General features: G+C 62.7%; 21 protein-coding genes. 9 read left to right on the plus strand and 12 right to left on the minus strand.

What is annotated here, in order from left to right; genetic code table 11:
- Window positions 1–14: 14 nt before the first annotated feature.
- Complete coding sequence (locus ASR47_RS22270) at window positions 15–572, minus strand: flavin reductase family protein (RefSeq protein WP_065310005.1); 558 nt, start codon at window positions 570–572, stop codon at window positions 15–17.
- 153 nt (window positions 573–725) lie between these two features.
- Between ASR47_RS22270 and ASR47_RS22275 the strand changes: the two genes are divergently transcribed.
- Window positions 726–1,346, plus strand: a complete 621-nt coding sequence (locus tag ASR47_RS22275) for a head GIN domain-containing protein (protein ID WP_065310299.1) — start codon at window positions 726–728, stop codon at window positions 1,344–1,346.
- A gap of 31 nt (window positions 1,347–1,377) precedes the next feature.
- Window positions 1,378–2,169, plus strand: coding sequence for an enoyl-CoA hydratase (locus tag ASR47_RS22280; RefSeq protein ID WP_065310006.1), 792 nt, complete (start codon window positions 1,378–1,380; stop codon window positions 2,167–2,169).
- Between the two features lie 2 nt (window positions 2,170–2,171).
- Here the strand turns inward: ASR47_RS22280 and ASR47_RS22285 are convergent, their stop codons facing one another.
- From ASR47_RS22285 to ASR47_RS22300, 4 genes are all read right to left on the minus strand, one after another.
- Entirely contained in the window at window positions 2,172–2,915 is a 744-nt protein-coding gene (locus tag ASR47_RS22285; protein ID WP_065310007.1) for an AIM24 family protein, read from the minus strand.
- Between the two features lie 3 nt (window positions 2,916–2,918).
- Window positions 2,919–3,560: an AIM24 family protein gene (locus ASR47_RS22290; protein WP_065310008.1), complete on the minus strand. Its 642-nt coding sequence runs from the start codon at window positions 3,558–3,560 to the stop codon at window positions 2,919–2,921.
- An 18-nt stretch (window positions 3,561–3,578) separates the two neighbouring features.
- The gene (locus ASR47_RS22295) at window positions 3,579–4,196 is read right to left on the minus strand and encodes an AIM24 family protein (protein WP_217270619.1); all 618 of its coding nucleotides are present in this window, start codon (window positions 4,194–4,196) and stop codon (window positions 3,579–3,581) included.
- 115 nt (window positions 4,197–4,311) lie between these two features.
- The gene (locus tag ASR47_RS22300) at window positions 4,312–4,773 is read right to left on the minus strand and encodes an Lrp/AsnC family transcriptional regulator (RefSeq protein ID WP_065310010.1); all 462 of its coding nucleotides are present in this window, start codon (window positions 4,771–4,773) and stop codon (window positions 4,312–4,314) included.
- Between the two features lie 98 nt (window positions 4,774–4,871).
- On the opposite strand from ASR47_RS22300, the gene ilvB reads away from it, so the two are divergent.
- Window positions 4,872–6,620: a biosynthetic-type acetolactate synthase large subunit gene (gene ilvB / locus ASR47_RS22305; RefSeq protein ID WP_065310011.1), complete on the plus strand. Its 1,749-nt coding sequence runs from the start codon at window positions 4,872–4,874 to the stop codon at window positions 6,618–6,620.
- Between the two features lie 75 nt (window positions 6,621–6,695).
- Here the strand turns inward: ilvB and ASR47_RS22310 are convergent, their stop codons facing one another.
- Window positions 6,696–7,553, minus strand: a complete 858-nt coding sequence (locus ASR47_RS22310; RefSeq protein ID WP_065310012.1) for a helix-turn-helix domain-containing protein — start codon at window positions 7,551–7,553, stop codon at window positions 6,696–6,698.
- Window positions 7,554–7,667: 114 nt separating this feature from the next.
- On the opposite strand from ASR47_RS22310, the gene ASR47_RS22315 reads away from it, so the two are divergent.
- The 4 genes from ASR47_RS22315 to bamE are packed head-to-tail and all read left to right on the plus strand — an operon-like array spanning window position 7,668 to window position 10,651.
- The gene (locus ASR47_RS22315; RefSeq protein WP_065310013.1) at window positions 7,668–9,122 is read left to right on the plus strand and encodes a cytochrome P450; all 1,455 of its coding nucleotides are present in this window, start codon (window positions 7,668–7,670) and stop codon (window positions 9,120–9,122) included.
- 33 nt (window positions 9,123–9,155) lie between these two features.
- Window positions 9,156–9,506 carry a nucleotide pyrophosphohydrolase gene (locus tag ASR47_RS22320; RefSeq protein WP_065310014.1) on the plus strand — a complete coding sequence of 117 codons (351 nt, stop codon included), beginning with the start codon at window positions 9,156–9,158 and terminating at the stop codon, window positions 9,504–9,506.
- Between the two features lie 51 nt (window positions 9,507–9,557).
- The gene (locus ASR47_RS22325; protein WP_065310015.1) at window positions 9,558–10,346 is read left to right on the plus strand and encodes a hypothetical protein; all 789 of its coding nucleotides are present in this window, start codon (window positions 9,558–9,560) and stop codon (window positions 10,344–10,346) included.
- A complete protein-coding gene (gene bamE, locus ASR47_RS22330) occupies window positions 10,343–10,651 on the plus strand; it encodes an outer membrane protein assembly factor BamE domain-containing protein (RefSeq protein WP_065310016.1) in 309 nt (102 codons plus the stop codon). Before ASR47_RS22325 ends, bamE begins: the two co-directional genes overlap by 4 nt.
- Before the next feature lie 18 nt (window positions 10,652–10,669).
- Here the strand turns inward: bamE and ASR47_RS22335 are convergent, their stop codons facing one another.
- From ASR47_RS22335 to ASR47_RS22345, 3 genes are all read right to left on the minus strand, one after another.
- On the minus strand, window positions 10,670–12,295 hold the full coding sequence (locus ASR47_RS22335) for a methyl-accepting chemotaxis protein (protein WP_065310017.1): 1,626 nt from the start codon (window positions 12,293–12,295) through the stop codon (window positions 10,670–10,672).
- A gap of 304 nt (window positions 12,296–12,599) precedes the next feature.
- Window positions 12,600–14,747 carry a DEAD/DEAH box helicase gene (locus ASR47_RS22340; RefSeq protein ID WP_082989137.1) on the minus strand — a complete coding sequence of 716 codons (2,148 nt, stop codon included), beginning with the start codon at window positions 14,745–14,747 and terminating at the stop codon, window positions 12,600–12,602.
- 201 nt (window positions 14,748–14,948) lie between these two features.
- Window positions 14,949–15,845, minus strand: coding sequence for an alpha/beta fold hydrolase (locus ASR47_RS22345; RefSeq protein ID WP_065310018.1), 897 nt, complete (start codon window positions 15,843–15,845; stop codon window positions 14,949–14,951).
- A 166-nt stretch (window positions 15,846–16,011) separates the two neighbouring features.
- Between ASR47_RS22345 and ASR47_RS22350 the strand changes: the two genes are divergently transcribed.
- Together ASR47_RS22350 and ASR47_RS22355 are read left to right on the plus strand one after the other, a co-directional pair.
- The gene (locus ASR47_RS22350; RefSeq protein WP_065310019.1) at window positions 16,012–17,643 is read left to right on the plus strand and encodes a M28 family peptidase; all 1,632 of its coding nucleotides are present in this window, start codon (window positions 16,012–16,014) and stop codon (window positions 17,641–17,643) included.
- 34 nt (window positions 17,644–17,677) lie between these two features.
- Window positions 17,678–19,033, plus strand: coding sequence for a VWA domain-containing protein (locus ASR47_RS22355; RefSeq protein WP_065310020.1), 1,356 nt, complete (start codon window positions 17,678–17,680; stop codon window positions 19,031–19,033).
- 15 nt (window positions 19,034–19,048) lie between these two features.
- Here ASR47_RS22355 and ASR47_RS22360 read toward each other — a convergent pair whose 3' ends face one another.
- The 3 genes from ASR47_RS22360 to ASR47_RS22370 all read right to left on the minus strand — a co-directional run bounded on the left by ASR47_RS22360 (window position 19,049) and on the right by ASR47_RS22370 (window position 23,421).
- Window positions 19,049–19,465, minus strand: coding sequence for an SRPBCC family protein (locus ASR47_RS22360; protein ID WP_065310021.1), 417 nt, complete (start codon window positions 19,463–19,465; stop codon window positions 19,049–19,051).
- 107 nt (window positions 19,466–19,572) lie between these two features.
- On the minus strand, window positions 19,573–20,274 hold the full coding sequence (locus tag ASR47_RS22365; RefSeq protein ID WP_065310022.1) for a dienelactone hydrolase family protein: 702 nt from the start codon (window positions 20,272–20,274) through the stop codon (window positions 19,573–19,575).
- A gap of 225 nt (window positions 20,275–20,499) precedes the next feature.
- Complete coding sequence (locus ASR47_RS22370) at window positions 20,500–23,421, minus strand: polymer-forming cytoskeletal protein (RefSeq protein WP_065310023.1); 2,922 nt, start codon at window positions 23,419–23,421, stop codon at window positions 20,500–20,502.
- Window positions 23,422–23,473: the final 52 nt, after the last annotated feature.

A 23,473-nucleotide genomic window follows, 5' to 3' on the forward strand; every position in this document is an offset into this window, starting at 1 on the left:
CCGACCTACGGTTGTCAACGCATTTCCGGTTTCATCAGGCTCTTGCGGCTGATGGTACGGCCCGACACCATGAACTCGCCATTGCCCCGGTAATGCAAGGTTTCGGGCAGCTTCGGCGAGGTGGCCACGTGCGCTTTCACGCACTCGAACATGAAAAAGCCGCCCCTGGGGTTGCCCGCCACCTGCGCCAGTTTGCATTCGAAGTTGGCGTAGCATTCAGCGATCAGGGGCGCGCCGACTTTTTCCGCCGCTTGCGCCGTCAGGCCGAAGGCGGCGAACTTGTCGGTGTCTTCGCCGCTGCAGTTGCCAATCGCCACGACCTGGTCGACCATGTCGGCCGTCGGCAGGTTGATCACGCATTCCATGCTGCGCTTGATCATTTCATAGCTGTGGTTGGCGTCGGAAATAAAGCAGCCCAGCAGCGAGGGCGTAAATTCCATCATCATGTGCCAGCCCATGGTCATGATGTCGCTCTCGCCCTTCCAGGTGGAGCTGACCAGCACCACCGGCCCCGGTTCGAGAAAGCGGCGGATATTGTCGACGGGGTAATCTTCTTTGTGATAATTTTTCATGGCGGCTCCTGGACTCGTCAAGCTCCAGCATAGCCCAACAATACCCCGCCGGGCGCGCAGCTGAAGCCGCAATTCTTGCCATTCATCGCAAATTTTCCCATTTGCTCAAATTGCAACCTAGAATACATGGATCAACCTTACAAGGAAATCGCCATGCGCCATCTTCTGCTGTTCGCCGCCCTCGTTGCCAGCCCGCTGGTCCATGCCGATGAGCAGACCCGTGCGGTCACGGCTTTCAACGCCATCGATATCCGCGGCCCGATCAGCATCGAAGTGGAGTCGGGCAAGGAGCACAGCGTGACCCTGCGCGGTGACCAGAAATTCCTCAGCGGCGTGATCACCGAAGTGGTCAATGGCGAACTGAAAATTTCCATGAAGGACAAGAACATCAAGAAGACCGAGGGCGATCCGCGCGTGATCGTCACCATGCCGCAGCTGCTCAAACTGATCGCCGATGGCGCCGGCGAAAAAATCCTCACCAAGCTGCACGGCCCGCGCGTCGATATCAGCTACCAGGGCGCCGGGCGCCTCTTGGCCGACGGCAAGATCGACTGGCTGCGCCTGAAAGCCCAGGGCGTGGGCGAAGTCGATACCCGCGCCTTGCTGGCGAAAAATGTCGACGTCAACTTCGATGGCATCGGCTCGGTCAAGGTATATTCCTCGGGCGAACTGAACGCCGTGGTGCGCGGCATGGGCGAACTGGTGTACTACGGCAAGCCGAAAGTCGTGCACAAATCGGTGGCCGGCATCGGCAGCGTCAGCGCGGCCAAGTAAGCGCCACGAACCATTTATCGCTGGAGACCGCATGAACCATCAAGACAACCCCGCGCCGCTGGTGCTGCGCGAAAACGCCGGCGGCCTGGTCACGCTGCGCCTGAACCGGCCGCTGCAATTCAATGCCCTGTCGGAAGCCATGCTGGCCGCGCTGCAGGCCGAACTCGACATCATCGCGCAACAGCCACAGGTGCGCTGCGTGGTGCTGGCCGCCGAAGGCAAGGCGTTTTGCGCCGGCCACGATCTGCGCGAGATGCAGGCCACGCGCGACCTGGCGTATTACAAGACACTGTTTGCGCAATGTTCGCGCGTGATGCGGTGGATACAGGAATTGCCGGTGCCGGTGATTGCACGCGTGCATGGCGTCGCCACGGCGGCCGGCTGCCAGCTGGTGGCCAGCTGCGACCTGGCGGTGGCCGGTGCGTCGGCGCGCTTTGCCGTCTCCGGCATCAATGTGGGGCTGTTCTGCGCCACGCCGTCGGTGGCGCTGTCGAGAAATGTGTCGGCCAAGCGCGCTTTCGAGATGCTGGTGACGGGCCGCTTTATCGACGCGAGCACGGCCGCCGACTGGGGCCTGGTCAACACCGCCGTGCCCGACGAAGCGCTGGACGAACAGGTGGCGCTGCTGGCGCAAAGCATCATGGACAAGAGCCCGGCCGCCGTGCGCCATGGCAAGGCGATGTTCTACCGCCAGCGCCAGATGGCGCTGGCCGACGCCTACGCCTATGCCGGGGAAGTGATGGCGAAAAACATGATGGAGGAAGACGCGGACGAAGGGATCACCGCGTTTCTGGAAAAACGCTCGCCGAACTGGCGAGCGTAAGTTCAGGACTGGCGATTATCTTTCATCTGCTGCTGCGCCGAGACACTGAGTTTGTTCAGGTCGTCCTGGCCCAGCATCGGCAGTTGCGACAACAGATGCGACAGGGTCGAGCTGCCCTCCATGTCCAGTTCCGACGACTGCACCAGCACCGTGCCGGCGCCCGTGAAATCGATCTGCTTTTCTTCGCCCGACAAGGTAAAGCCGGTCAGCGCGCCGGCCGCCGAGGCCCAGCCCTGCACGTGCGCATAGTCGTAGTGGTATGACGGGCTGGGGCAATCGGCCCAGCCCAGCACGGCCTGCTCGTCGACCCGGCACGGCAGTTCCAAAAAGTGCACCGGGCCGTTCGACGAGGCGATCACCTTGCCGGTACCGATCATGGTCAGATAGCCGGGCAAGGTCGATTCCTGGCACACCACATCCTTGGTAAAGCCGAGCAGGTTTTTTGCGCGGATGGTCATGTTGGCGTTGTCGAGGTCGTAGCAGGCCAGGTCGTTGCCGTTGTCGCCCAGAATCAGCTGGCCCTGGCCGTTGGCGACGACAAAATGGTGCACATACTTGGGCGCATTGAAGGCCGTGCGCACGATCAGGTCGAGCACGCTGCTGCCCATGGCCTCGAAACGCAGCTCGCCATAAAAGGCGATCATCTTGCCCTTGCGAATGAAGATCTGTTCCTTGACGTCGATCACGTACGAGAAGCGGTTCAGGTTATCGTTTTTGGGCAAGGTGGAGGGATTGTAGATCGTCATGGCTTACCTTTCGCTCGCTTGGATATAGACCGTGCCCTGGCCCGTGAATTTCACCTGGTACGATTCGCCCGAGGCTTGCCCGACAAAGGTTTTCCAGTTCAGGTCGGTAACGATATTGGAACTCAGTTGTCCCGTATGGCCGATATAGGCTTGCGGATCGACAAACACCGGCACGTCCGGCGTGACGGGCAGGCCGATGGTATTGCCGTCCGACAAAATCGCCACTTCGCCCGTGCCCTGCAAGGTGGTGGTAAACAGGCCTTGGCCGGAAACAGCGCCGCGCACCACGCCCTGCACGCCGCCCTGGTTGCCCAGGAACATGGTACCGGCCGTCAGGCGGGCATCGAACGCCAGCAGCGTGTCGCTTTCCACATACAGGGTTTCGCCGCGCACGGGGATGATGGTGACGAACAGGCCGGCGTGCGCGTAGTAGACGCTGCCGCTGCCCTTGGCCGCCATCATGGCGTAGCCTTCGTTGGTGACGGCGCGCATGGCCAGGCTTTGCACGCCCTGGCCCGCCAGGAAGGAACGGCTGAACTGGACGTCGCCCTGGTAGGACACCATGGCGCCCTTGCGCGCAAATACTTCTTCGTTGCTGAGTTTGACCTCGAGCATTTTTTCATTGATCTGCTGATAAACCGGCATCGCGTGGCTCCTGGCTGCTTAACGTTCGGCGGGCTGGATATACACCACGCCCTGGCCGGTGAATTTGTGCTGGTAGGACTCGCCCGAGCTTTGCCCTATCATCGTGCGCCAGTTGACGTCGAACACGAATTCCTGGCGGATATCGCCCTTGAAGCCGACAAAGGCGTCCGGGTCCACGCGCAGCGGCGTCGATGGCGTCACTTCCAGCATGATCAGGTTGCCCTGCGAAATGACGGCGATATTGCCGTTGCCTTCCACCGTGGTGGAAAACAGGCCCTGGCCCGAACTGGCGCCGCGCAGGCCGGCAAAGCTGGTGCCGGTTTTGAGGCTGGTGTCGTAGGCCAGCAGGCTGCTGCTTTCGATGGTCAGCTTTTCGCCGGCCAGCGCCAGCACGGTGATCTCGAACGCATTGTGCGCAAAGAACACGGTGCCGTTGCCGGAGGCCTGCATCAGTTGCATGCCCTCGTTGGTCACCTTGCGCTTGAGCGCGCCAAAGATGCCTTCGCCGCCGAGCAGGGATTTTTCAAACTTGATGCTGCCCGTGTAGGCGACCATGGCGCCGGCGATCGCCAGCACTTTCTCGTCCTGCAGACGCACTTCAAGCAGGCGGTCGGTATTGTTGCGGAAACTGGTCACTCGCGATCCTCCTGAAATGCCAGGCAACACAGCCATGGCTGAACGACAAGATACCGGCGGACTTGCTTGCGTGCAAGCGCTATTCCTATCGTACGCGGCTTGCGCGCCAGGAAACTCAGCGCTGCAGCGGCAAATGGCTGTGCTTGAGCTGGCGCAGCACGAAACTCGATTTGCTGTGGCGGATGCCGGGAATTTTATACAGCCGCTCACGCAGCAGCCGTTCATAGTCGCGCGTGTCGCTGACGGCGATGCGCAGATAATAATCGTAGTCACCCGACACCAGGAACGCTTCGAGCACCTCCGGGATCAGCGCCAGCGCATGGCCGAATTCGAACAGCGCCTGGTCGGAATGGTCGTCCAGGGTGACCTGCACGATGACGGTATCGGCCAGGCCGACTTTCGCCGCATTGACCTGCACCGTATAGCCTTCGATCACGCCGTCTTCCTCCATGCGCTTGATGCGGGCCCAGCAAGGCGACGACGTCAGGCCCACCTGGCTGGAGAGTTCCTGCAGGCTGATGCGGGCGTCCTGCTGCAGGGCGGCCAGGATGGCGAGATCGAATTTGTCGAGTTTCATTCTGTACTTTCTCTATTTGACAGAAAATTTTGCTGAATTACCTATTTTAACCGGGAAACGCAGCAGCCTTTTCTGCGCTTGCCGGCAGAAAATAAGGCATGCAAACACCACACTCAACTCCTCCCGCCGCCAATGGCGCCAGCACGCTGATCGACAACCTGCTGGCGCTCGGCGTCGACACCGTCTTCGGCTATCCGGGCGGCGCCGTGCTGCCGCTGTACGATGCGCTGCACGCCGAGGCGCGCCTGCGCCATGTGCTGGTGCGCCATGAACAGGCGGCCGTCCACGCGGCCGAAGGCTATGCGCGCAGCACCGGCCGGCCCGGCGTGGTCTTCGTCACCTCCGGCCCCGGCATGAGCAACACCACCACCGGCCTGCTCGACGCGCTGTGCGACTCCATCCCCGTGATCTGCATCAGCGGCCAGGTGGCGACCACGGCGATCGGTACCAACGCCTTCCAGGAGTGCGATGCGCTCGGTATTTCTCGCCCCGTTACCAAATGGAACCGGCAGATCCGCGCGGCCAGCGAAGTGGCTGCGGTGGTGCAGGAAGCGTACAGGCAATCCACGCAGGGCCGGCCCGGACCCGTGCTGATCGATTTCCCGAAAGACCTGCAGCTGGCACAGGTGACACCCGTGCCCTTGCCGCCAGTGGTCACGACCCCGCCGCGCCTGCCCGGCATGGCCGACCTGGAAGCGGCGGCGCGGCTGATCGCCGGCGCGCAGCGCCCCGTGTTCTATGGCGGTGGCGGCCTGGTCAATTCCGGCCAGGCCGCCTGCGCGCATTTTCAGGCGCTGGTCGACCTGGCCGGCGCGCCCTGTACATTGACCCTGCTGGGCCTGGGCGCCTATCCCGCGTCCAGCCCGCGCTTTCTCGGCATGCTGGGCATGCATGGCACGCTGGAAGCGAACCTGGCCATGCACCACGCGGATCTGATCGTCTGTGTTGGCGCGCGTTTCGACGACCGGGTCACGGGCAGGCTGGACGCCTTCTGCCCCGGCGCGAAAATCATCCATGTCGATATCGACCCGGCCTCCATCGGCAAGGTGGTACGCGCCGATGTGGCCCTGCGCGGCGACTGCGCGCCGGTGCTGGCGGCGCTGCTGGCACTGCTGCGCGGACGCGCCCTGCCCGGACTGGCGCCATGGTGGCAGCGCATCAGCACCTGGCGCGCGCAGCAGTCGCTGGCGTTTGACGACACTGCGGACGTGATTGCGCCACAGGCCCTGATGCAGCGCTTGCAGGCGGCGCTGGAAGGGGTCGACACGATCGTGGCCACCGATGTCGGCCAGCACCAGATGTGGGCCGCCCAGCACTTGCGCTTTGAAAAGCCCGGCCGCTGGCTCACCTCGGGCGGCGCCGGCACCATGGGTTATGGCTTGCCGGCCGCCATCGGCGCGCAGATCGCCCATCCTGGCAAACGCGTGGTCTGCGTCAGCGGCGACGCGTCGATTCTGATGAATATCCAGGAACTGGCCACCGCCGTGCAGCACCACCTGCCGGTCAAGGTAGTGCTGTCGAACAATGGCTACATGGGCATGGTGCGCCAGTGGCAGGAGCTGATCCACGGCGGGCGCTACAGCCACAGCTACACGGAGGCGCTGCCCGACTTTGTCGCCCTGGCGCGCGCGTTCGGCTGGCAGGCCCGCATGGTGGAAAAGCGTGAAGAACTCGACGCGGCGCTGGCCGAGTGCATGGCCGCCCCCGGCCCGTATTTCCTCGATGTGCGCGTGCATGGCGAAGAGAACTGCTTTCCCATGATGGCGCCCGGTGCGGGGCATCATGAGATTACCTTGTCCAAGGGGCGTATATACACGCAAGAGCGTGGGTCGGGTAGGTCGGGTTAGGCCGCAGGCCGTAACCCGACAACATTGTTGACGCCCGTGGTGTTGTCGGGTTACGCGCTTGCGCGCTAACCCGACCTACGCCCAAATCCGGTAGATCCAGTAACTTTCGTCATCGCGGCTGGCGCGCGCCAGTTCCGTCGGGCTCAGGCCCGTGATCTGCCGCGTCTCGCGGCACAGATGGGCCTGGTCGGCATAGCCGCCATGGGCGGCGATATCGGACCAGGACACTTTACCTTGCAGCATGGCGTCGCGCTCGTCGAGAAACAGCTGCTCGGCGCGGCGCATGCGGTGCAGGGTGCGCATCGGCTGGCCGGCCCAGGTCTTGATGCGGCGCTCGATATTGCGCGCGCCGCTGGCCAGGCCGCTGGACGCCGCCTGCACGCCCAGGCGCCGCACCCAGTCGTGGACGGCGCTGGCCGGATGGTCGTCCTGCTGGCGCGCCACCTGCCAGCGCGGCGCAAGAAAACCCTCCACCAGCGCCACGCGCGCTTCATCGCCGGGCGCGGCCAGCACAGCCTGCGACAACGATTGCCATTCGGCGTCGAACAGCGCGTCGAACGGGCGGAACTGATCCAGCAGCGGCGCCATCGCCACGCCGGTCAGCGCATGCAGCGCGGCCGGATAAAACATCACGATGAATGAGTGCACGGGCCCGGGATTGTAGCTGACCAGCGGATACGAACGGGGGCCGCCGAACAGGGCCGGCGGCATGCGCACATCCAGCGCGTTCAACCCCGGCGCGGCCGCTTCCAGCTCGCCCGAGATGGTCCAGGCGATGCTGCACATGGGCGCGGCCGGGAAGCGGTTCAGCCGCTGCGCCGGCGGCAACGGCGCGCAGCCGGTGGTGTCGCGCACGAGAAAGGCGCGCACGCAGGAAGCGAGCGCCAGGCGCGGTGCGATCAGGCGCGTGACAGGAGTGGCATCGGCAGGCATGACAGCGATTGTAGCGAGAAACGATGACCGCCGGGTGATGTCGTATACGTTCAAGACTGGCGCCAGCATGCGCGCTACAGTCATGCCATTATTCGCCGTTCAACGGAGTTTGCCATGCCGCCACTCGATCACACTGCCGCGCCTGATGTCCCCGCCGTTCCAAGCACCCTGCGCCAGATCCGCCACTTGCCGGGGCCATTCGCCCTGCCCGTGCTGGGCAACAGCTTCCAGTTAAAACTGCATCGCATCCACCGCGACGTGGAAGGCTGGGTACGCCACTATGGCCCCTTCATGCGCGCCTGGTTCGGCCGCACCCTGGTGCTGGTGGTGGCCGACAGTGAAGCGGTATCGGCCATCCTGCGCGACCGGCCCGACGGCTTCCGGCGGCCGCTGTCGAGCTATATCGTGTCCGAGGAAATGGGCGGCATTCCCGGCCTGTTCCTGGCCGAAGGCAGCGAATGGCGCAACCAGCGCCGCATGGTGATGGCCGGCATGGCCCCAGGCGCCATCAAGGCCTACTTTCCGTCGCTGGTAACGGTGGCGCAGCGCCTGCAGCGGCGCTGGCAGGAGTCGGCACGGCAAGGCGCCGCCATCGGCCTCGATGGCGATCTGAAACGCTATACGGTCGACATTATCGCGGGGCTGGCCTTCGGCACCGAGGTCAATACCCTGGAAGCGGGCGAGGACGTGATCCAGCGCCATATGGATGCGATTCTGCCGGCCGTGGCAAGGCGCAGCCTGTCGATGCTGCCCTACTGGCGCTACTTCAAATTGCCGGCCGACAAGCGCCTGGACCGCGACGTGGCGGCGCTCGACGTTGCCGTATCAAGTCTGGTGCGCCAGGCCCGCACGCGCCTGGAACAGGAGCCGGCGCGCCGCCTGCGCCCGCCCAATCTATTGGAGGCCATGATCGCCGCCGCCGACGAGAAAAACAGCGGCGTCGACGACCGCGCCGTGGCCGGCAATGTGCTGACCATGCTGCTGGCCGGCGAAGACACGACGGCCAATACGATTTCCTGGATGATTTATCTGCTGCAACGCAACCCGCACACTCTGGCCCGGGCGCGCGAGGAAGTGCGCACCCTGGCGCCCGATGTGGCCGGCTTTACCATCGAGCAGATGGACCGCCTGGCGTACCTGGGCGCCTGCGCCAGCGAAGCGATGCGCTTGAAGCCGGTGGCGCCGTTTTTGCCGCTCGAAGCCTTGCGCGACACCGTGGTGGGCGACGTGGCCGTGCCGGCCGGCAGCGTGGTGTGGTGCGTGCTGCGCCACGATACGCTGTCCGATGCGCATTTTCCCGATGCGCAGGCCTTCAAGCCCGAGCGCTGGCTGGAGGCTGGCCAGGAAGAGGTGAATAACAAGCGCGCCGCCATGCCCTTCGGTTCCGGCCTGCGCACCTGCCCCGGCCGCTATCTGGCGCTGCTGGAAATCAAGATCGCCATGGCCATGCTGCTGGGCAGTTTCGATATCGCCGGCGTCGACACGCCCGATGGCGGCGAGGCGCAGGAACTGATGGGCTTTGTGATGTCGCCGGTGGGATTGTCGCTGCGGCTGGCGCCGCCGCGGTGATACCATCGGCTTTTATTTCACCTTGTTCACACCATGAATGACAGCCTGCAAGACATCCGTGCACGCCTGGCCGCCTTTGCGCAAGAGCGCGACTGGGACCAGTTCCATACGCCGAAAAACCTGGCCATGGCGCTGTCGGTGGAAGTGGCCGAACTGGTCGAGCACTACCAGTGGCTGCCGACCGGCGCGGACATGGAACTGGACGACGCCAAACGCGCCGGCATCCGCCACGAGCTGGCCGACGTGCTGATGTACCTGGTGCGCCTGGCCGACAAGAGCGGCGTCGACCTGCATGCGGCCGTGCTGGAAAAGATGGTCTTGAACGCCGAGAAATATCCGGTGGAACAGGTGCGTGGCGACGCGCGCAAATACTCCGACTACTGATCGCGCTTCACCCGTGCGTGGCCGATGCGCGAAACGGCGTAGCATGGTGTCATGCGTATTCTTACTTCCCTGCTCCTGATCTCGCTGCTGCCCTGCGTGCCGGCCGTGGCGCAAACGGCCCCCGTACCGACCGTCAAGGTGGACGCCACGCGCGACCCGGTCGACAAGTCCTACCGCAAGATGATGCAGGGCGTGGACCGCTTCGAGCGCGACCATGCGCTGGCGCCGCAGGCCAGCCTGCGTTTCCGGCTGCTGCCACGCCAGCCCGGCGTCGACATGCAGGGCGTCAAATTGCGCATTGCCGGCGACACCGTCAGCGTGCCGCTGCCCCTGTCTGAGGACAATAGCTTTGCCCCGGTGCGCAACGCGCAGGCGCTGCGCGAAGACGCGGTGCTGATCGCCAACCGCAAGGCCACCACCATGAGCTGGCGCGCCCAGGTCATCACGCCAGGCTTGCCGCCGGGTACGCGGCGCCTGGGCGACCTGCGCCTGGAATGCCGCGCCGGCATGGATTCGGGCCTGATCTCGAACGATCCGGCCATTATTTCATGGCTGTCGAGCATGCTGTACAGCACCGACAAGGTCTGCTCCGAGCCGGACGGCAACTACCTGTTCTTTACCGACCGCCCGCTGCTGGGCGTGACCCTGGTGCACGGCGAGCGCCGCCTGGCCCTGCCCTTCAAGATGCTGTATGCCGGCGGCGAACAGACCCCGGCGTCATTGCCCTACTGCGACTGCCAGGTGCTGCTCGACCGCACCTACTACGCGCCGCTATGGGACAAAAGCTGGCCCGACGATACCTTGCTGGAGTTCGACTATATGGACGAGGTCGCGCCATGAAGTGGCTGGTGATTCCCCTGCTGCTGTCGCTGGCCGCCTGCTCCGGCACGCGCGCCCTGCAGGCCAGCAAATCCGTGCCGCAAGCCACCCTGGAGCAAACCGTGCAGGTGGGCAGCAGCACCCGCGAACAGGTGCGTTCGGCGCTCGGCGAGAGCACCTCGATACGTTTCGATAGCGGCAATGAAGTGTGGATGTACACCTACCCGGACGGCTCGCCGGGAGGCGGCGAGTACATCATCCTGTTCGGCCAGGATGGCGTGGTGAAAAAGGTGCGGCGAGGCGAGGTGTACCAGCTGAAGAAATAGCCTGGCTGCTCGCCTGGCTTATTTGACAAGCGCCCGCACCGCCACGCCACTGGCCCGGCGCCTCGGCGACGGCTTCAACTTGAACACAAACATCGACTTGGCCACGCTGTCGGTACGCTGCGCCAAATTGGTCGCTGCGGCCGCCGCCTGCTCGACCAGCGCGGCATTTTGCTGGGTGATGCCGTCCATATGGATCACGGCCTGGTTGACCTGGCCGATGCCCTGGTTCTGCTCGCGCGTGGTCGACGAGATTTCGTCCATCACTTCCGTCACCCTGGCAACCGAGGCGATCACGTCTTTCATGGTGGCGCCGGCATTGCTGGTCAGTACGGTGCCGGCATTGACGGTGGCGATCGAATGGTCGATCAGGTGCTTGACTTCCCTGGCGGCGGTGGCCGAACGCTGGGCCAGGCTGCGCACTTCGCCGGCCACCACCGCAAAGCCACGGCCGTGTTCACCGGCGCGGGCCGCTTCGACGGCGGCATTGAGGGCCAGGATATTGGTCTGGAAGGCGATGCCGTCGATCAGGCCGATAATGTCGAGAATCTTGCGCGAGGAGCCGCTGATTTCATCCATGGTGCTGACCACTTCGGTGACGATGGTGCCGCCCTTGGCCGCCACTGCGGAAGCCTGCAGCGCCAGGTCGTTGGCGGTTGCCACGTGATCGGCGCTGCTTTGTACGGTCGAGGTCAGCTCTTCCATGCTGGCCGCCGTCTGCTCCAGGCTGGACGCCTGCGATTCGGTGCGGCTGGACAAGTCCATATTGCCGGTCGCGATCTCGGCCGTGGTCACGCGGATATCCTCGAAATTGGCGCGCACGTCGCCGATGATGCTGTGCAGATTGATATTGGTCTGGCGCAAGGCCGCCATCAGCTGGCCCATGTCGTCGTCGCGCACCTTGTCGATAGTGCCCGTCAGGTCGCCGCCGGCCATCTTGCGCGCCACCATCACCGCCTCGCCCAAGGGCTGCACCACCGAGTTGTGCAGATACGCCCAGAACACCAGCATGATCACCGAGGCCGTGGCGGCCAGCGCGATCAGCCAGCCGCGCGTGGCTGCATGGGTGTCGCTGTCGATATTCCAGACGGCGCCGCCCAGCACGGCCATGGACAGGCAGAAAAAGACGGCGTTGACCGCCATGCCCTGCGACAAGCTCGGCTGGCTCAGCGCTTTCAGCGCGGTGCCCAGCCCCTGGCCCACCACACGGCCATTGCGGATCGCCAGTTTGGCCTGGTTGCCGTCCTTGAAACCTTTGTACAGCGCCGCCGCTTCGGCCACCTGCTCGCGCGTGGGCTTGGTGCGCACCGACATATAGCCGACCGGACGGCCGTTTTCGATCACCGGCGTGATATTGGCCAGCACCCAGTAATAGTCGCCGTTCTTGCAGCGGTTCTTGACCATGCCGGTCCACGGCATGCCGCTCTGGATGGTGCGCCACAGGTCGACGAAGGCTTCGGCCGGCATATCGGGGTGGCGCAGGATATTCTGCGGCGCACCGAGCAATTCTGATTCGGAAAAGCCGCTGACTTCAATAAAATACTGATTGGCATAATTAATGTTTCCCTGCAAATCCGTGGTGGAAACAATCGTCATGCCATCATTTAAAATGGTTTCCGTCTGCGTGACCGGCATATTCAAGCGCATTCTCGTCTCCTTGTTTTTTAAATAGCATGGCTAAATTATAAAAACAATATACCACATCAAGGCTGGCGGCCATACTGGCGGGGCAGCTTTGACACCAGCAAAGGAATAATATAAAAACATATCAATTAGTATTTTATATTTTCTTTTATTTAATACGATTTATTTATTAACATACAAAATATTTTCGGCCGCCATTCAAATCATCGGCAAAAAGCCTTATTCAACACAAGACAAATGGATGTTCCCGGCAGACGACAAAAAGGCGCCCGAAGGCGCCTCTGGTCACTGCAGGAGCAATGTGGAATTACTTGTAGGTCTTGCGCGGCGCTTTCGGACGCGGTGGCGCGGGCTTGCGCTCCGAGGTGCCGTCGTCCAGGGTGATGCGCAGCTGCTGGCCAGCTACCCATACCGATTTCAGGTGGTCGAGGATTTCCGGCGGCATGCCTTCCGGCAGGTCCAGCACGCTGTGCTTGTCAAAGATATCGATGCGGCCGATATGCTTGGCTTCCAGGTTCGCTTCGTTGGCGATGGCGCCGACGATATTGCTCGGCGTGACCAGGTGATCGCGGCCCACTTCGATGCGATACGCCGTGACTCCCGGACGTGGACGCTCTTTCTTCGGCGCACGTACAGGCGCATCGGCGGCCGGTGCTTCCGGCACATCCTTGAAGGCCGGCGCGGCCTTGGCGGCAAACGGCTTGCGCAGTGCGGCCGCTGGCGCCAGGTCAGGCGCATCGCCGTCGCGGCTGATGCGCAGCTGCTGGCCGGCAACCCACACGGTTTTCAGTTGATCCAGCAATTCCTTCGGCATGCTGTCCGGCAGGTCCAGCACGCTGTAGTCGTCGTAGATTTCGATGCGGCCGATATTCTTCGAATCGATGCCCGCTTCGTTGGCGATGGCGCCGACGATATTGCCCGGTTTCACACCATGCTGATGGCCCACTTCGATGCGGAAGGTCTGCATGCCGGCGTCCGCCGGGCGTTGCACGCGTTCCTTTTTCGGGAAGGCCGGGCGTTCGCTGCGTTCGCCGCGTTCAAAACGGTCGCCGCGCTCAGGACGGTCGTTGCGTTCAAAACGCTCCGGGCGCGCCGGACGGTCATCCTGCCAGGTCGCCTGTTCGCGCGCCTTGTTCTTGTCCAGCAGCAGCGGCGTATTGCCGCGAGCCATCTTCGCCAGGGCGGCGGCGATTTCGATGGCCGGGATATTCTGTTCGCGTTCGAAGTCTTCGATCAGCGACTGGAATTGTTCCAGTTCGCCCAGCGCCAGCGTTTCCGTGATCTGTTCCTTGAACTTGGCGATACGCACGTCGTTGACGGCCTGGATGGTCGGCAGTTCCAGCATGCCGATCGGCTGGCGGGTCGAGCGTTCGATGGCTTTGAGCAAGTTCTTTTCACGCGGGGTGATGAACAGGATCGCTTCGCCGCTGCGCCCGGCGCGGCCGGTGCGGCCGATACGATGGGTATAGCTTTCCGGATCGTGCGGCACGTCGTAGTTGACCACATGGCTGATGCGCTCGACGTCCAGGCCGCGCGCGGCCACGTCGGTGGCGACCAGGATGTCGATCTTGCCGTCTTTCAGTTGCTGAATGGTGCGCTCGCGCTGCGCCTGCTGGATGTCGCCGTTGATGGCGGCGGCCGAGAAGCCGCGCGCCTGCAGCTTGCCGGCCAGCTCTTCCGTGCCCAGCTTGGTGCGGGCAAAGATGATCATGCCGTCAAACACTTCCGCTTCCAGGATGCGGGTCAGCGCGTCGAGCTTGTGCATGCCCGACACCAGCCAGTAGCGCTGGCGAATATTGTCGGCCGTGCCGGTCTTGGCGGCCACCGTCACTTCGGCCGGATTGACCAGGTAGGTGGTGGCGATGCGCTTGATGACGGAAGGCATGGTGGCCGAGAACAGCGCCGTTTGATGGCCTTCCGGTGTTTCTTGCAAGATACGTTCGACGTCGTCGATAAAACCCATGCGCAGCATTTCATCGGCTTCGTCGAGCACCAGGGTTTTCAGCTTGGACAGGTCGAGCGAACCCTTGTCCAGGTGATCGATGACGCGGCCCGGCGTACCGACGACGACGTGCACGCCGCGGCGCAGCGCCGACAATTGCGGGCCGTAGCTTTGGCCGCCGTAGATCGGCAGCACGTGGAAACCCGGAATATGGGCAGCATAAACCTGGAACGCTTCGGCGACCTGGATCGCCAGTTCGCGTGTCGGGGCCAGGACCAGGGCTTGGGGTGAGCTTTGTTTCAGATCGATGCGCGACAGGATAGGCAGGGCAAAGGCGGCGGTTTTACCGGTACCTGTTTGCGCCTGGCCCAGCACGTCGCGGTTGGCGAGCAACAATGGAATCGTGGCCGCCTGGATAGGCGACGGTGTTTCGTAACCGACATCCTTGAGCGCGCGTATCAGCGGCTCGCTCAGGTTGAGATCGGAAAATAAGGAAATTGGTGTATCAGACATGAAATCACTCACAAGTTCGCTCGAATCGCCCAATGCGAAAGAGTGTATCTGCTAGTTTACTCTTTACTGGACCTGACCGGGTGGAACCGGGCTGCAGATCGCCAATTTTTGCCATTCAAAACGCAGAAAAATCGGCGATCCGCACGCAATTGGTGCAAAAACCAAGCAATATTTCATGTTTTGCAATAGATCAGGCAATTGCTACAGATGCTCTGGAGCCAGTGTCGGCGCATCGGCCGCATGGCGCAGGAACTCCAGCAGGTCCGTGTTCAGTTGGTCCTTGTGGGTGGTCGCCAGGCCATGCGGCGCGCCCGGATAGACCAGCAGCCGGCTGCCGATGATGCTCTCGGCCGTGCGCCGCGCCGAGGCGGCGATCGGCACGATCTGGTCGTCGTCGCCGTGGATCACCAGGGTGGGAATGTCGAATTTCGCCAGGTCTTCGGTGAAATCGGTTTCCGAAAACTGCTTGATGCACAGATAGGCGGCCGGCATGCCGGCTTGCATGCCCAGCCGCCAGAATGCGTCGCGCACGCCTTGCGACGGCTTCGCATCGGACCGGTTGTAGCCATAGAAGGCCTCGCTCAAATCCTGGAAAAACTGGCTGCGGTCGGCCTGCACGCCGCTGCGGATATCGTCAAACGCTGCGATCGGCAAGCCCAATGGATTCTCCGGCGTTTGCAGCATCAGCGGCGGCACGGCGCCCACCAGTACCGCGCCGGACAAGCGCGCCGTGCCATGACGGCCGATATAGCGCGCCACTTCGCCGCCGCCGGTGGAATGGCCGACCAGGGTGGCGCCCTGCAGGTCCAGCGCGTTGATCAGTTCGGCCAGGTCGTCGGCGTAGGTGTCCATGTCGTTGCCGTCGAATGGCTGGCTGGAGCGGCCGTGGCCGCGCCGGTCGTGGGCGATCACGCGGTAGCCGTTGGAGGCGAGGAAAAACATCTGGTCTTCCCAGGCGTCGGACGACAGCGGCCAGCCGTGGCTGAACACCACCGGCGCACCGCTGCCCCAATCCTTGTAGTAAATCGTCGTGCCATCTGGCATGCGCAAAGTGTTCCCCGCGACTGCCTGCTCGGTGGTGCTGCGTACGTCGATCATGCCGGCCTCCTGCTTGCATGGCCTGCCGGTTGGCGGCCCTCATGGCCATTGTGACCCGATTCGGCTCAGGCACGCCGCGCTGTACGTTCAGGAAACATGGTCCGTAGAGTAAGATTGCTGTCGATACATCATCGTTGCAGCCAGTCTTGTCTATTTTGGAGTCCTCATGCGTACCTCTCTTGCCCTCGCCGCCAGCCTTGCCCTGCTGGGCACGGCCGCCAGCGCCCAGAAACTGCCCGTGGTTGCCGAAGCGCCGCTGCGCGCCCACCTGGCTTTCCTGGCCGACGACCTGCTCGAAGGACGCGGCACCGGCCAGCGCGGCGGCGACCTGGCCGTGCGCTACCTGGAAACCCAGGCGGCGCTGGCCGGCTTGCAGCCCTTGAAGGACGGCACTTATCGCCAGGGCCTGACAATCGTCGGCAGCAAGGCCTTGCCAGACAGCACGGTGACCTTCAAGGCCGGCGGCAAGACCATCGCACCCAAGTTTGGCGAGGGCATCGTGTTTGGCGCGTCCAACGGGCAACAGAAAGTGGCCTTCGAGGCGCCCGTGGTGTTTGCCGGCTACGGCATCAAGGCCCCTGAGGAACAATGGGACGACTTCAAGGGCGTTGACCTGAAAGGCAAGCTGGTGATCATGATGGTCAACGATCCGCAGCCGACCGCGGCGGAACCGAAGCGTTTTGCCGGCAAGTCACTGACCTGGTATGGCCGCTGGGTCTACAAATACGAAGAAGCGCTGCGCCAGGGCGCGGCCGGCGTGCTGCTGATCCACACGACGGCGTCGGCCTCCTACCCGTGGTCGGTGCCGGCCAACGGTTTTGGCCATGAGCGTTTCAACCTGGCCGGCGCCGGCAATCCGATGGAAGGCTGGCTGCAGGAAGACACGGCGCGCGCCCTGTTCCAGCAAGCGGGCCAGGACCTGGACGCCCTGCGCGCCAAGGCCGAGACGCGCGAATTCCAGCCGGTGGCCCTGGACGCCACCGTCAATGTCAAGCTGAACAGCACCATCCGCGGCATCGAGCAATTCAATGTGGCCGGCAGCGTGCCCGGCAGCGATCCGAAACTGAAAGACGAGGCGGTGATTTATTCGGCGCACTGGGATCACCTGGGCAAGGATGACGACGGCAACGACCAGGGCGCCGCCGGCAGCGACCATATCTACAACGGCGCGATCGACAACGCCTCGGGCGCGGCGGCCTTGCTGGCGATGGCGCAAGTGGCCGTCAAGCAGCCGGCGCGCCGCACGCAGATCTTCCTGTGGCCGGCCGGCGAGGAAACCGGCATGCTGGGCGCCAACGCCTGGGTGCGCGCACCGCTGTGGCCGCTGGCCAAGACCGCCGCCGACCTGAATCTCGACAGCATGAATTTTGTCGGCAAGACGCATGACATCGGCGTGGCCGGCGCCGAGCGCAGCAGCCTGTATGCGAGCGCCGCCAAGGTGGCCAAACGCATGGGCCTGCGCCTGGCGCCGGCCATCCCCGACCTGTCCGGCGCCTTTTACCGCGCCGACCATTTTGCGTTCGCCAAGGCCGGCATTCCCGCCTTCAACGTGGGCTCGGCCGTGTTTTCGGGCGATGGCTCGTTCGACTTCGTCAAGGACTCGAAAGCGTCAAGCGCGCGCCTGGTTGCGTTCAAGAAAGATTATCATCAGGTCACGGACGAATATCACCCGTCCTGGGATCTGTCGGGCATGGTGCAGCAGGCGCAGTTCACCCTGAACCTGGGCTATGAAGTGGCGAATGACAAGACCATGCCGGCATGGAACAAGGACGAGGCGTTTGGCAAGGTCAAGCGCTAAAAGCAAGCCCATCGATTATCTGACAAGGACCAGCATGTCGTTACAAAAAGGCCAGAAACTCAAGCTCGACAGCGGCACTGTGGCGGCGGACCTCGCCGTGCGGTGTACCGTCAAGGCGCCCTTCCATATCGACGTCAGCTGTTTTGGCCTCGACGCGAACGGCAAGTTGTCCGACGACGCCTATATGGTGTTCTACAACCAGGCCGCCTCGCCCAGGGAAGAGATCCGCCTGCTTGCCGACGTGCCCGACAGCCAGTTCATGCTCAGGCTGCCAGCGCTGCCGGCGCAGATCGACAAGCTGGTATTTGCGGCCGCCATCGACCCGGCGCACAGCCAGACCATGCGCGAGCTGGGCAGCCTGGAGTTTCGCCTGGGCGAACATGTGTTCGCCTTGAGCGGCGCTGATTTCAGCGGCGAAAAAGCCATCATGGTTGCCGAGCTCTACAGGAAAGATGGCGACTGGCGCCTCGGCGTCAATGGCCAGGGTTTCAATGGCGGGCTCGACGCCCTGCTGGTGCACTTTGGCGGTGCGCTCGCGCCGGCCGCTGCCGCTACTGCGCCGGCGCCGGCACCAGCGCCAGCCAGGGTCTCGCTGGAAAAACGCTTCGAGCAAAAAGCGCCGCAACTGGTGTCACTGGCAAAAATCGCCGGTGTGTCCCTGGCCAAGAACAAGCTGGAGCGCGTGCGCGCCAAAGTGGCGTTTGTCATCGACGCGTCCGGTTCGATGAAACAGCAGTATGAACGCGGCCAGGTGCAGGAGGTGGTCAACCGCGTGTTTCCGCTGGGCGTGCATTTCGATGACGACGAAGCGCTGGAAACCTGGGCCTTTGGGAACAAGAGCAAGCAGTTGTCGAACGTCACCTTCGGCAATTTCAAGGACTATGTCACGCAAGAGGCGGGAGGCTGGTTTCAATGGATGATGGACGTGCAGTCAAACACCAATAATGAACCGGTGGTCATACGGCAGGTGATCGAGCACTTTTCCGGCCTGGCGCCGCCGGAAGCTGATGCTGACAATAAAGGCTTTTTCGGATTGAAAAAAGTATTTCCGAAAGGCTTTGCCCCAGCCATCACTGCCAGGGCGCCGGTATTCGTGCTGTTCATTTCAGACGGCGGCGTGTCGGAGAACAGCGAGATCCAGTTCCTGATACGCTGGGCCAGCACCTTGCCGATCTTCTGGCAGTTCATCGGCATCGGCGGCTCCGGTTATGGCGCTTTGGCCAAACTCGATGAACTGTCGAAACGCCATATCGACAACGCCAATTTCTTTGCCGTCGACGACTTGCGCCAGATCTCCGAAGCCGAACTGTACGACCGCATGATGAAAGAGTTCCCGATGTGGCTCAAGGAAGCGCGCGCCAGGAACATGATAGTCGACTACGAAGTGTAAGCGCGTCAGCGCGTATCAAATCGCCATGATCCGTTTCAGGTCGACAAACGCCGTCTCATACAGGTGCTGGAAGGCGCCGACCATCACCTCTTCCACGCCTTCGGCGGCGTCGAACTGGCTGGCCCATTCGGCCACGCAGGAGGCGGCGCCAGGCTCGCCCGTCACGCGCAGGGTGGAACGGTAGTTTTTGACGGGAATCGGGCCCGAGACGATGGTGTAGCTGTAGCTTTTGTCCGCTTCGCTGAAGCTTTGCAGGCGCTCGGCGATGATGGCGCCGTCCGTGGTTTTCAGGCGGCGCACGCGGCCGCCCTGCTCCGGCAAGCTGGTCTTGATCGAGCTCGACCACTCCGCCAGCGAATGGAAGCCGCCGATAAAATCCCACACGCGTTCGGCGCTTGCCGCCAGTGTCACAGAAACAGTTACTTGGGCCATCTTTGATTCGGTTCCTCATCCAGGTTTGCCGGGCACGGCGCCCGGCCGGCCGGAATGCCCGGCACAGGCGCTATTTTAGCGCCCATGCCGCTTTGCTGCCGAGGTGGCTACAGATTTTCTGACAGGAAAATGAGCGAATTGCCATGCGCCTGCACCGACGCGCGCTGATGGTAGCTGTCGCGGTAATTGCAGTTGAAACCGTGTTCGGCTTGCGGGTAGACATGGATTTCCACCTCTTCGCGGCCGTCGAAGCGTTCGGCGATGCTTTTCACGGCGTCAGCCGGGATATGGCTGTCGTTGCCGCCGAAATGCATCAGCAGCGGCACCTTGATCTCGTCGGCCAGGTCCAGCTTGTTCTGGATGCCGCCGCCGTAATAGGCGATGGCGCTATCGACCAGGCCGGCCGCTGCCGTCTGGTAGGACAAACGTCCGCCGAAGCAGTAGCCGATGGAAGCGATCTTGCCGTCGACTTCAGGACGCGCGCGCAGGGCGGCGACGCTGGCGGTGATGTCGGCCACGGCGTGCGCGTTATCGGTGGCCTGCATCAGTTCGACGGCGCGCTTCCAGCCAGCCTCGTCATAGCCCAGTTCGATGTGTGCGCCGTCGCGCCAGAACAGGTCGGGCACCAGCACCACATAGCCGTCCAGCGCATATTGCTCGGCCACCGTGCGGATATGTTCGTTGACGCCAAAAATTTCCTGCAACAGCACGATGCCGGGGCCTTTGCCGATATGCGGCACGGCCAGGTAGGCCTGGAAAGTGACGCCGTCGGCGCCGGCAATATCGATCCACTGCGTAGTGATGCTCATGAAGACTCCAGTTCTGTAAGGGGGAGGAAACAGAAAGGCATCTTACTGGTTTTTGCCGCTTCCTGCGTCCGCCCTGCCCCTGTCTTGTGACAGGCGACAATGCCGAAACGTCTGACAGAACCGTCGCGAGCGGCAGCGATTTGTGGCCGAGAAGCACAACTGTGCTTGAGCACAGTGAGCATCGCAGGCCGCAAAGCGCGACGCGCAGCAGCTTATGTCAGACGTTTAGTACATTTCGCGCAGATACAGCACTGGGCCGGACCTGAACACGCCGAACACCACGCGGCCCACGCTCGATGGCAGATAGGAAAAGCCGCCCACCGACACATCGACGCTGCCGGCCACCTTCGGCGCCAGCAGGGTCAGACGATCATTGCCTGCCAACACACCGCCACTGAACTGATATGCCTGGTCGGCAATCATCACGGGGTTGCACACGACCTGCTTGAGGCAGTTGGCCAGCACTACATTGATTTTGCCGAATCGGGTTTTGCTATCGGCAAGATTGATGCGCCAGGCCGTGCCATCCCAGTACTGCGCCTGTACGGCCAGCCGGATCGGCAGCAGTTCCGAGCCGTAGCTGTTGGGCACCATGGCGCGTCCCGTCAGCACCGTCAGTTGCGCCTCCGTACCCTGCTGCGCCGCTGCGGAGCTCGCCGTAACGCCTGCATGGTTGTAACTGGCACGCAGCATCACGTCTGTCGGCGACGCCAGCACCACCGGTCCTGGCGAAAGCGAAAACGCCACGGGAAATTGATAGGCAATCGATTGGGTGCCGATGCCATCGCTGAACTGTCCTATTGCCATCCCCGTCACCGTGGCGGCCGGAGTAGCGTCATCAGTCAGCGTGCTGCCGGCCGGCCTGACCTGCGGGCTGTTGGTATTGGCAGTCGTTGCTTCGTAGCCATTCAGCACTACCTGCCCGGTCAGATCCTTGTTTCTGGCGTCGAAATTGAGGGTCGCCTGATTGGCGGACGTTTCTGCCCGGATGCGCAGCGCGAACGGCTGGCGCGAATAGACGGCACGCTTGCCTGCACAGTTGAGCGGCGCCGCGCAGATAAAGGGAAACGGACTCGTGCTGTTTCCCATCTCGATGAGCTCAGTGACGAAGTGATGCGGCACAAAAGTGACTTCATTGCTGCTGCCGAGCGGCTGCAAAGTGCTGTCCAGATAGCTGCTCTGCAGGCCGGCGGTAAATTTGATGCGCCCCACTTCGGGCCAGATCAACGCTGGCGCCGCGATCACCCCGTTGCTGTTCAAAAAACTCAAGGTCCCGGCAACGACCGGATTGGCATGGCCTGCGAAGATGGGCGCCTCCACGCGACGATCAAGCACCACCTGCTGTACCGTTTTCTCCCGGCCAAAGTTTCTCGTCACGCCGCCCTTGGCATTCACCGCCGAGATCGTCACACTGACGGAGGGAGAAACGGGGGTCACCGGCATGGCAGCCAATCCCGCACGCTGCGGCGTGGCCAAGGTGGTAAATGCAAACGAGGCCGGCGCGACAATCACCCTGCCTTCACCGGTCATGCTCAGACCCTTGTCGGCGCCGCTGTTCGAAGTATAAGTGGCCACCAGGCCCAGCTGCCCCGCGTCCGCATACAACATGTTCGGCCTGGCCTCGCCGGTAGCATCGAATTTCAACATGACATCGACGGCGGTTGTGCTGCAGGCACTGCTTTCATTGGCGCCCAACGGCACGTAAGCGCCATTCGTGCCCTGAATGCGTGCAGGCAGCGTTCCGCTATCGGGATTGTTGTAAGTACACTTGAGCTTGATGGCTTTATCCTGGTTGGCAAACAGCGGCACGCAAGCCTTGGGATTGCTGCCCGACGCCTGCAGCGCGCTGATCGACACCGTCGCCTCATCTTCCGCATAGCGCGCATCGCCGCTGACCTGCAGGCCGCTGCTGTTGAACGGCATCTGGCAGTTGGTAACGTTGCCGGTGGCGCTGTTTTTGCACACCAATGCGCCCGTGGTGGACGGCGTGCTGGTCAGGCTCAGGGTGGCCGTGCCGCCCGCATATTGCGCCACCGTGCTGTCGACGCTGCCGGTATTGCCCGTCTGCGCCGTGGCGCCGCCTGGCGACAGAACGACGGTTGCGCCATTGGTATAGGCGGTACCGCAGCTGGCGTCGGCGCAGGCCTTGACAGTGACTTTTCCCGGGGCACAGCTCAGTGCTGCGGCCGGGTGGGTGATCTGGAAATGATGGGGGCCGGCCACTTGCGGCGCGGCGCAGGAAGGCCCGTTGACCGTGCCTGCATCGTAGCCGCTGTTATTGCTCACGCAGCTGCAGGGAGTGCTGGGCGTATAGGCATTGCAGGTAATTTGCTGCCGTACCCGCCCATGCCAGCCGAGGATGATGGAATCGACCCTGGCGTTGCCGGTGATATACGCTTCCGACGATTGCAATTCGAGCTTCCCCGCCACAACGTTGCCGGAAATAAAATTCCCAGAACCAAGGGTCAGCGATTTGGACGCCGTGACATCGCCGACGACACGGGTGTCCGATGGTTCGATATTGACGGTGGGCGAGACCAGCTTGCCGGTCAGGCGGCTGCCGGACGCCAGGTTGAACTCGACCCTGGCGGTGACGTCGCCATTGAGCACCACCGGCGAATTGGTATGCACGGTGGAGCCACTGATCGGGCCGGTGACGGTGGCATGCGAAGCAACATCGACCAGTCCGGTGGCCGTAATGGTGCCGGTGATGTTCAGGGTTGAGCCACTGCCCAGGTAAATATTGGTCGCGCTGACGTTCGCCGTCAGCGTCTGGGCCTGCTGCCCGACCTTGAACGTGCCGCCCTGCGCTGTCAGGCTGCCGCCGGAGATCCTCAGGTTGGGGCCGTTGATATTGCCGATATCGAGGTCGCCATTGACAAACAGCGCCGCCGTACCGCTCATTGTCAGGCTCTGGTTGTATCCGAAGGAAATGGGGCCTGGCACCACCACCGTGTAGCCGCTGGCAATCACCATGGTGTTGTTGTAATCGGGCATATCGAGGCCACTACAACTATATTGATTGCCCGTGATGGAACAAGCCGACACGGCGCCGCCATTGAAATTCAGGTTGGCAGCCTGCGTGACGACAGAGACGGTCAAAAATAGCCAGAATACTGCCAGATACTTGAACAGGGCGTTTTTCATAGCCGCGATTATAAAGCCGTTTAGTATCCAGGAAGCATCGAGGATTGACTTT

Origin of the sequence: Janthinobacterium psychrotolerans, from assembly GCF_001677885.1 — a bacterium.
Lineage (GTDB): Bacteria > Pseudomonadota > Gammaproteobacteria > Burkholderiales > Burkholderiaceae_D > Janthinobacterium > Janthinobacterium psychrotolerans.

Excerpts from the sequence above, each read along its gene's own strand:
- ASR47_RS22275 (WP_065310299.1), top strand. The coding sequence starts at position 726 with ATGCGCCATCTTCTGCTGTTCGCCGCCCTCGTTGCCAGCCCGCTGGTC.
- ASR47_RS22315 (WP_065310013.1), top strand. The coding sequence starts at position 7,668 with ATGCCGCCACTCGATCACACTGCCGCGCCTGATGTCCCCGCCGTTCCA.
- ASR47_RS22280 (WP_065310006.1), top strand. The coding sequence starts at position 1,378 with ATGAACCATCAAGACAACCCCGCGCCGCTGGTGCTGCGCGAAAACGCC.
- ASR47_RS22360 (WP_065310021.1), bottom strand. The coding sequence starts at position 19,465 with ATGGCCCAAGTAACTGTTTCTGTGACACTGGCGGCAAGCGCCGAACGC.
- ASR47_RS22370 (WP_065310023.1), bottom strand. The coding sequence starts at position 23,421 with ATGAAAAACGCCCTGTTCAAGTATCTGGCAGTATTCTGGCTATTTTTG.
- ASR47_RS22350 (WP_065310019.1), top strand. The coding sequence starts at position 16,012 with ATGCGTACCTCTCTTGCCCTCGCCGCCAGCCTTGCCCTGCTGGGCACG.
- ASR47_RS22300 (WP_065310010.1), bottom strand. The coding sequence starts at position 4,773 with ATGAAACTCGACAAATTCGATCTCGCCATCCTGGCCGCCCTGCAGCAG.
- ASR47_RS22355 (WP_065310020.1), top strand. The coding sequence starts at position 17,678 with ATGTCGTTACAAAAAGGCCAGAAACTCAAGCTCGACAGCGGCACTGTG.
- ASR47_RS22270 (WP_065310005.1), bottom strand. The coding sequence starts at position 572 with ATGAAAAATTATCACAAAGAAGATTACCCCGTCGACAATATCCGCCGC.
- ASR47_RS22340 (WP_082989137.1), bottom strand. The coding sequence starts at position 14,747 with ATGTCTGATACACCAATTTCCTTATTTTCCGATCTCAACCTGAGCGAG.
- ASR47_RS22365 (WP_065310022.1), bottom strand. The coding sequence starts at position 20,274 with ATGAGCATCACTACGCAGTGGATCGATATTGCCGGCGCCGACGGCGTC.
- ASR47_RS22335 (WP_065310017.1), bottom strand. The coding sequence starts at position 12,295 with ATGCGCTTGAATATGCCGGTCACGCAGACGGAAACCATTTTAAATGAT.
- ASR47_RS22325 (WP_065310015.1), top strand. The coding sequence starts at position 9,558 with ATGCGTATTCTTACTTCCCTGCTCCTGATCTCGCTGCTGCCCTGCGTG.
- ASR47_RS22285 (WP_065310007.1), bottom strand. The coding sequence starts at position 2,915 with ATGACGATCTACAATCCCTCCACCTTGCCCAAAAACGATAACCTGAAC.
- ilvB (WP_065310011.1), top strand. The coding sequence starts at position 4,872 with ATGCAAACACCACACTCAACTCCTCCCGCCGCCAATGGCGCCAGCACG.
- ASR47_RS22290 (WP_065310008.1), bottom strand. The coding sequence starts at position 3,560 with ATGCCGGTTTATCAGCAGATCAATGAAAAAATGCTCGAGGTCAAACTC.
- ASR47_RS22345 (WP_065310018.1), bottom strand. The coding sequence starts at position 15,845 with ATGATCGACGTACGCAGCACCACCGAGCAGGCAGTCGCGGGGAACACT.
- ASR47_RS22320 (WP_065310014.1), top strand. The coding sequence starts at position 9,156 with ATGAATGACAGCCTGCAAGACATCCGTGCACGCCTGGCCGCCTTTGCG.
- bamE (WP_065310016.1), top strand. The coding sequence starts at position 10,343 with ATGAAGTGGCTGGTGATTCCCCTGCTGCTGTCGCTGGCCGCCTGCTCC.
- ASR47_RS22310 (WP_065310012.1), bottom strand. The coding sequence starts at position 7,553 with ATGCCTGCCGATGCCACTCCTGTCACGCGCCTGATCGCACCGCGCCTG.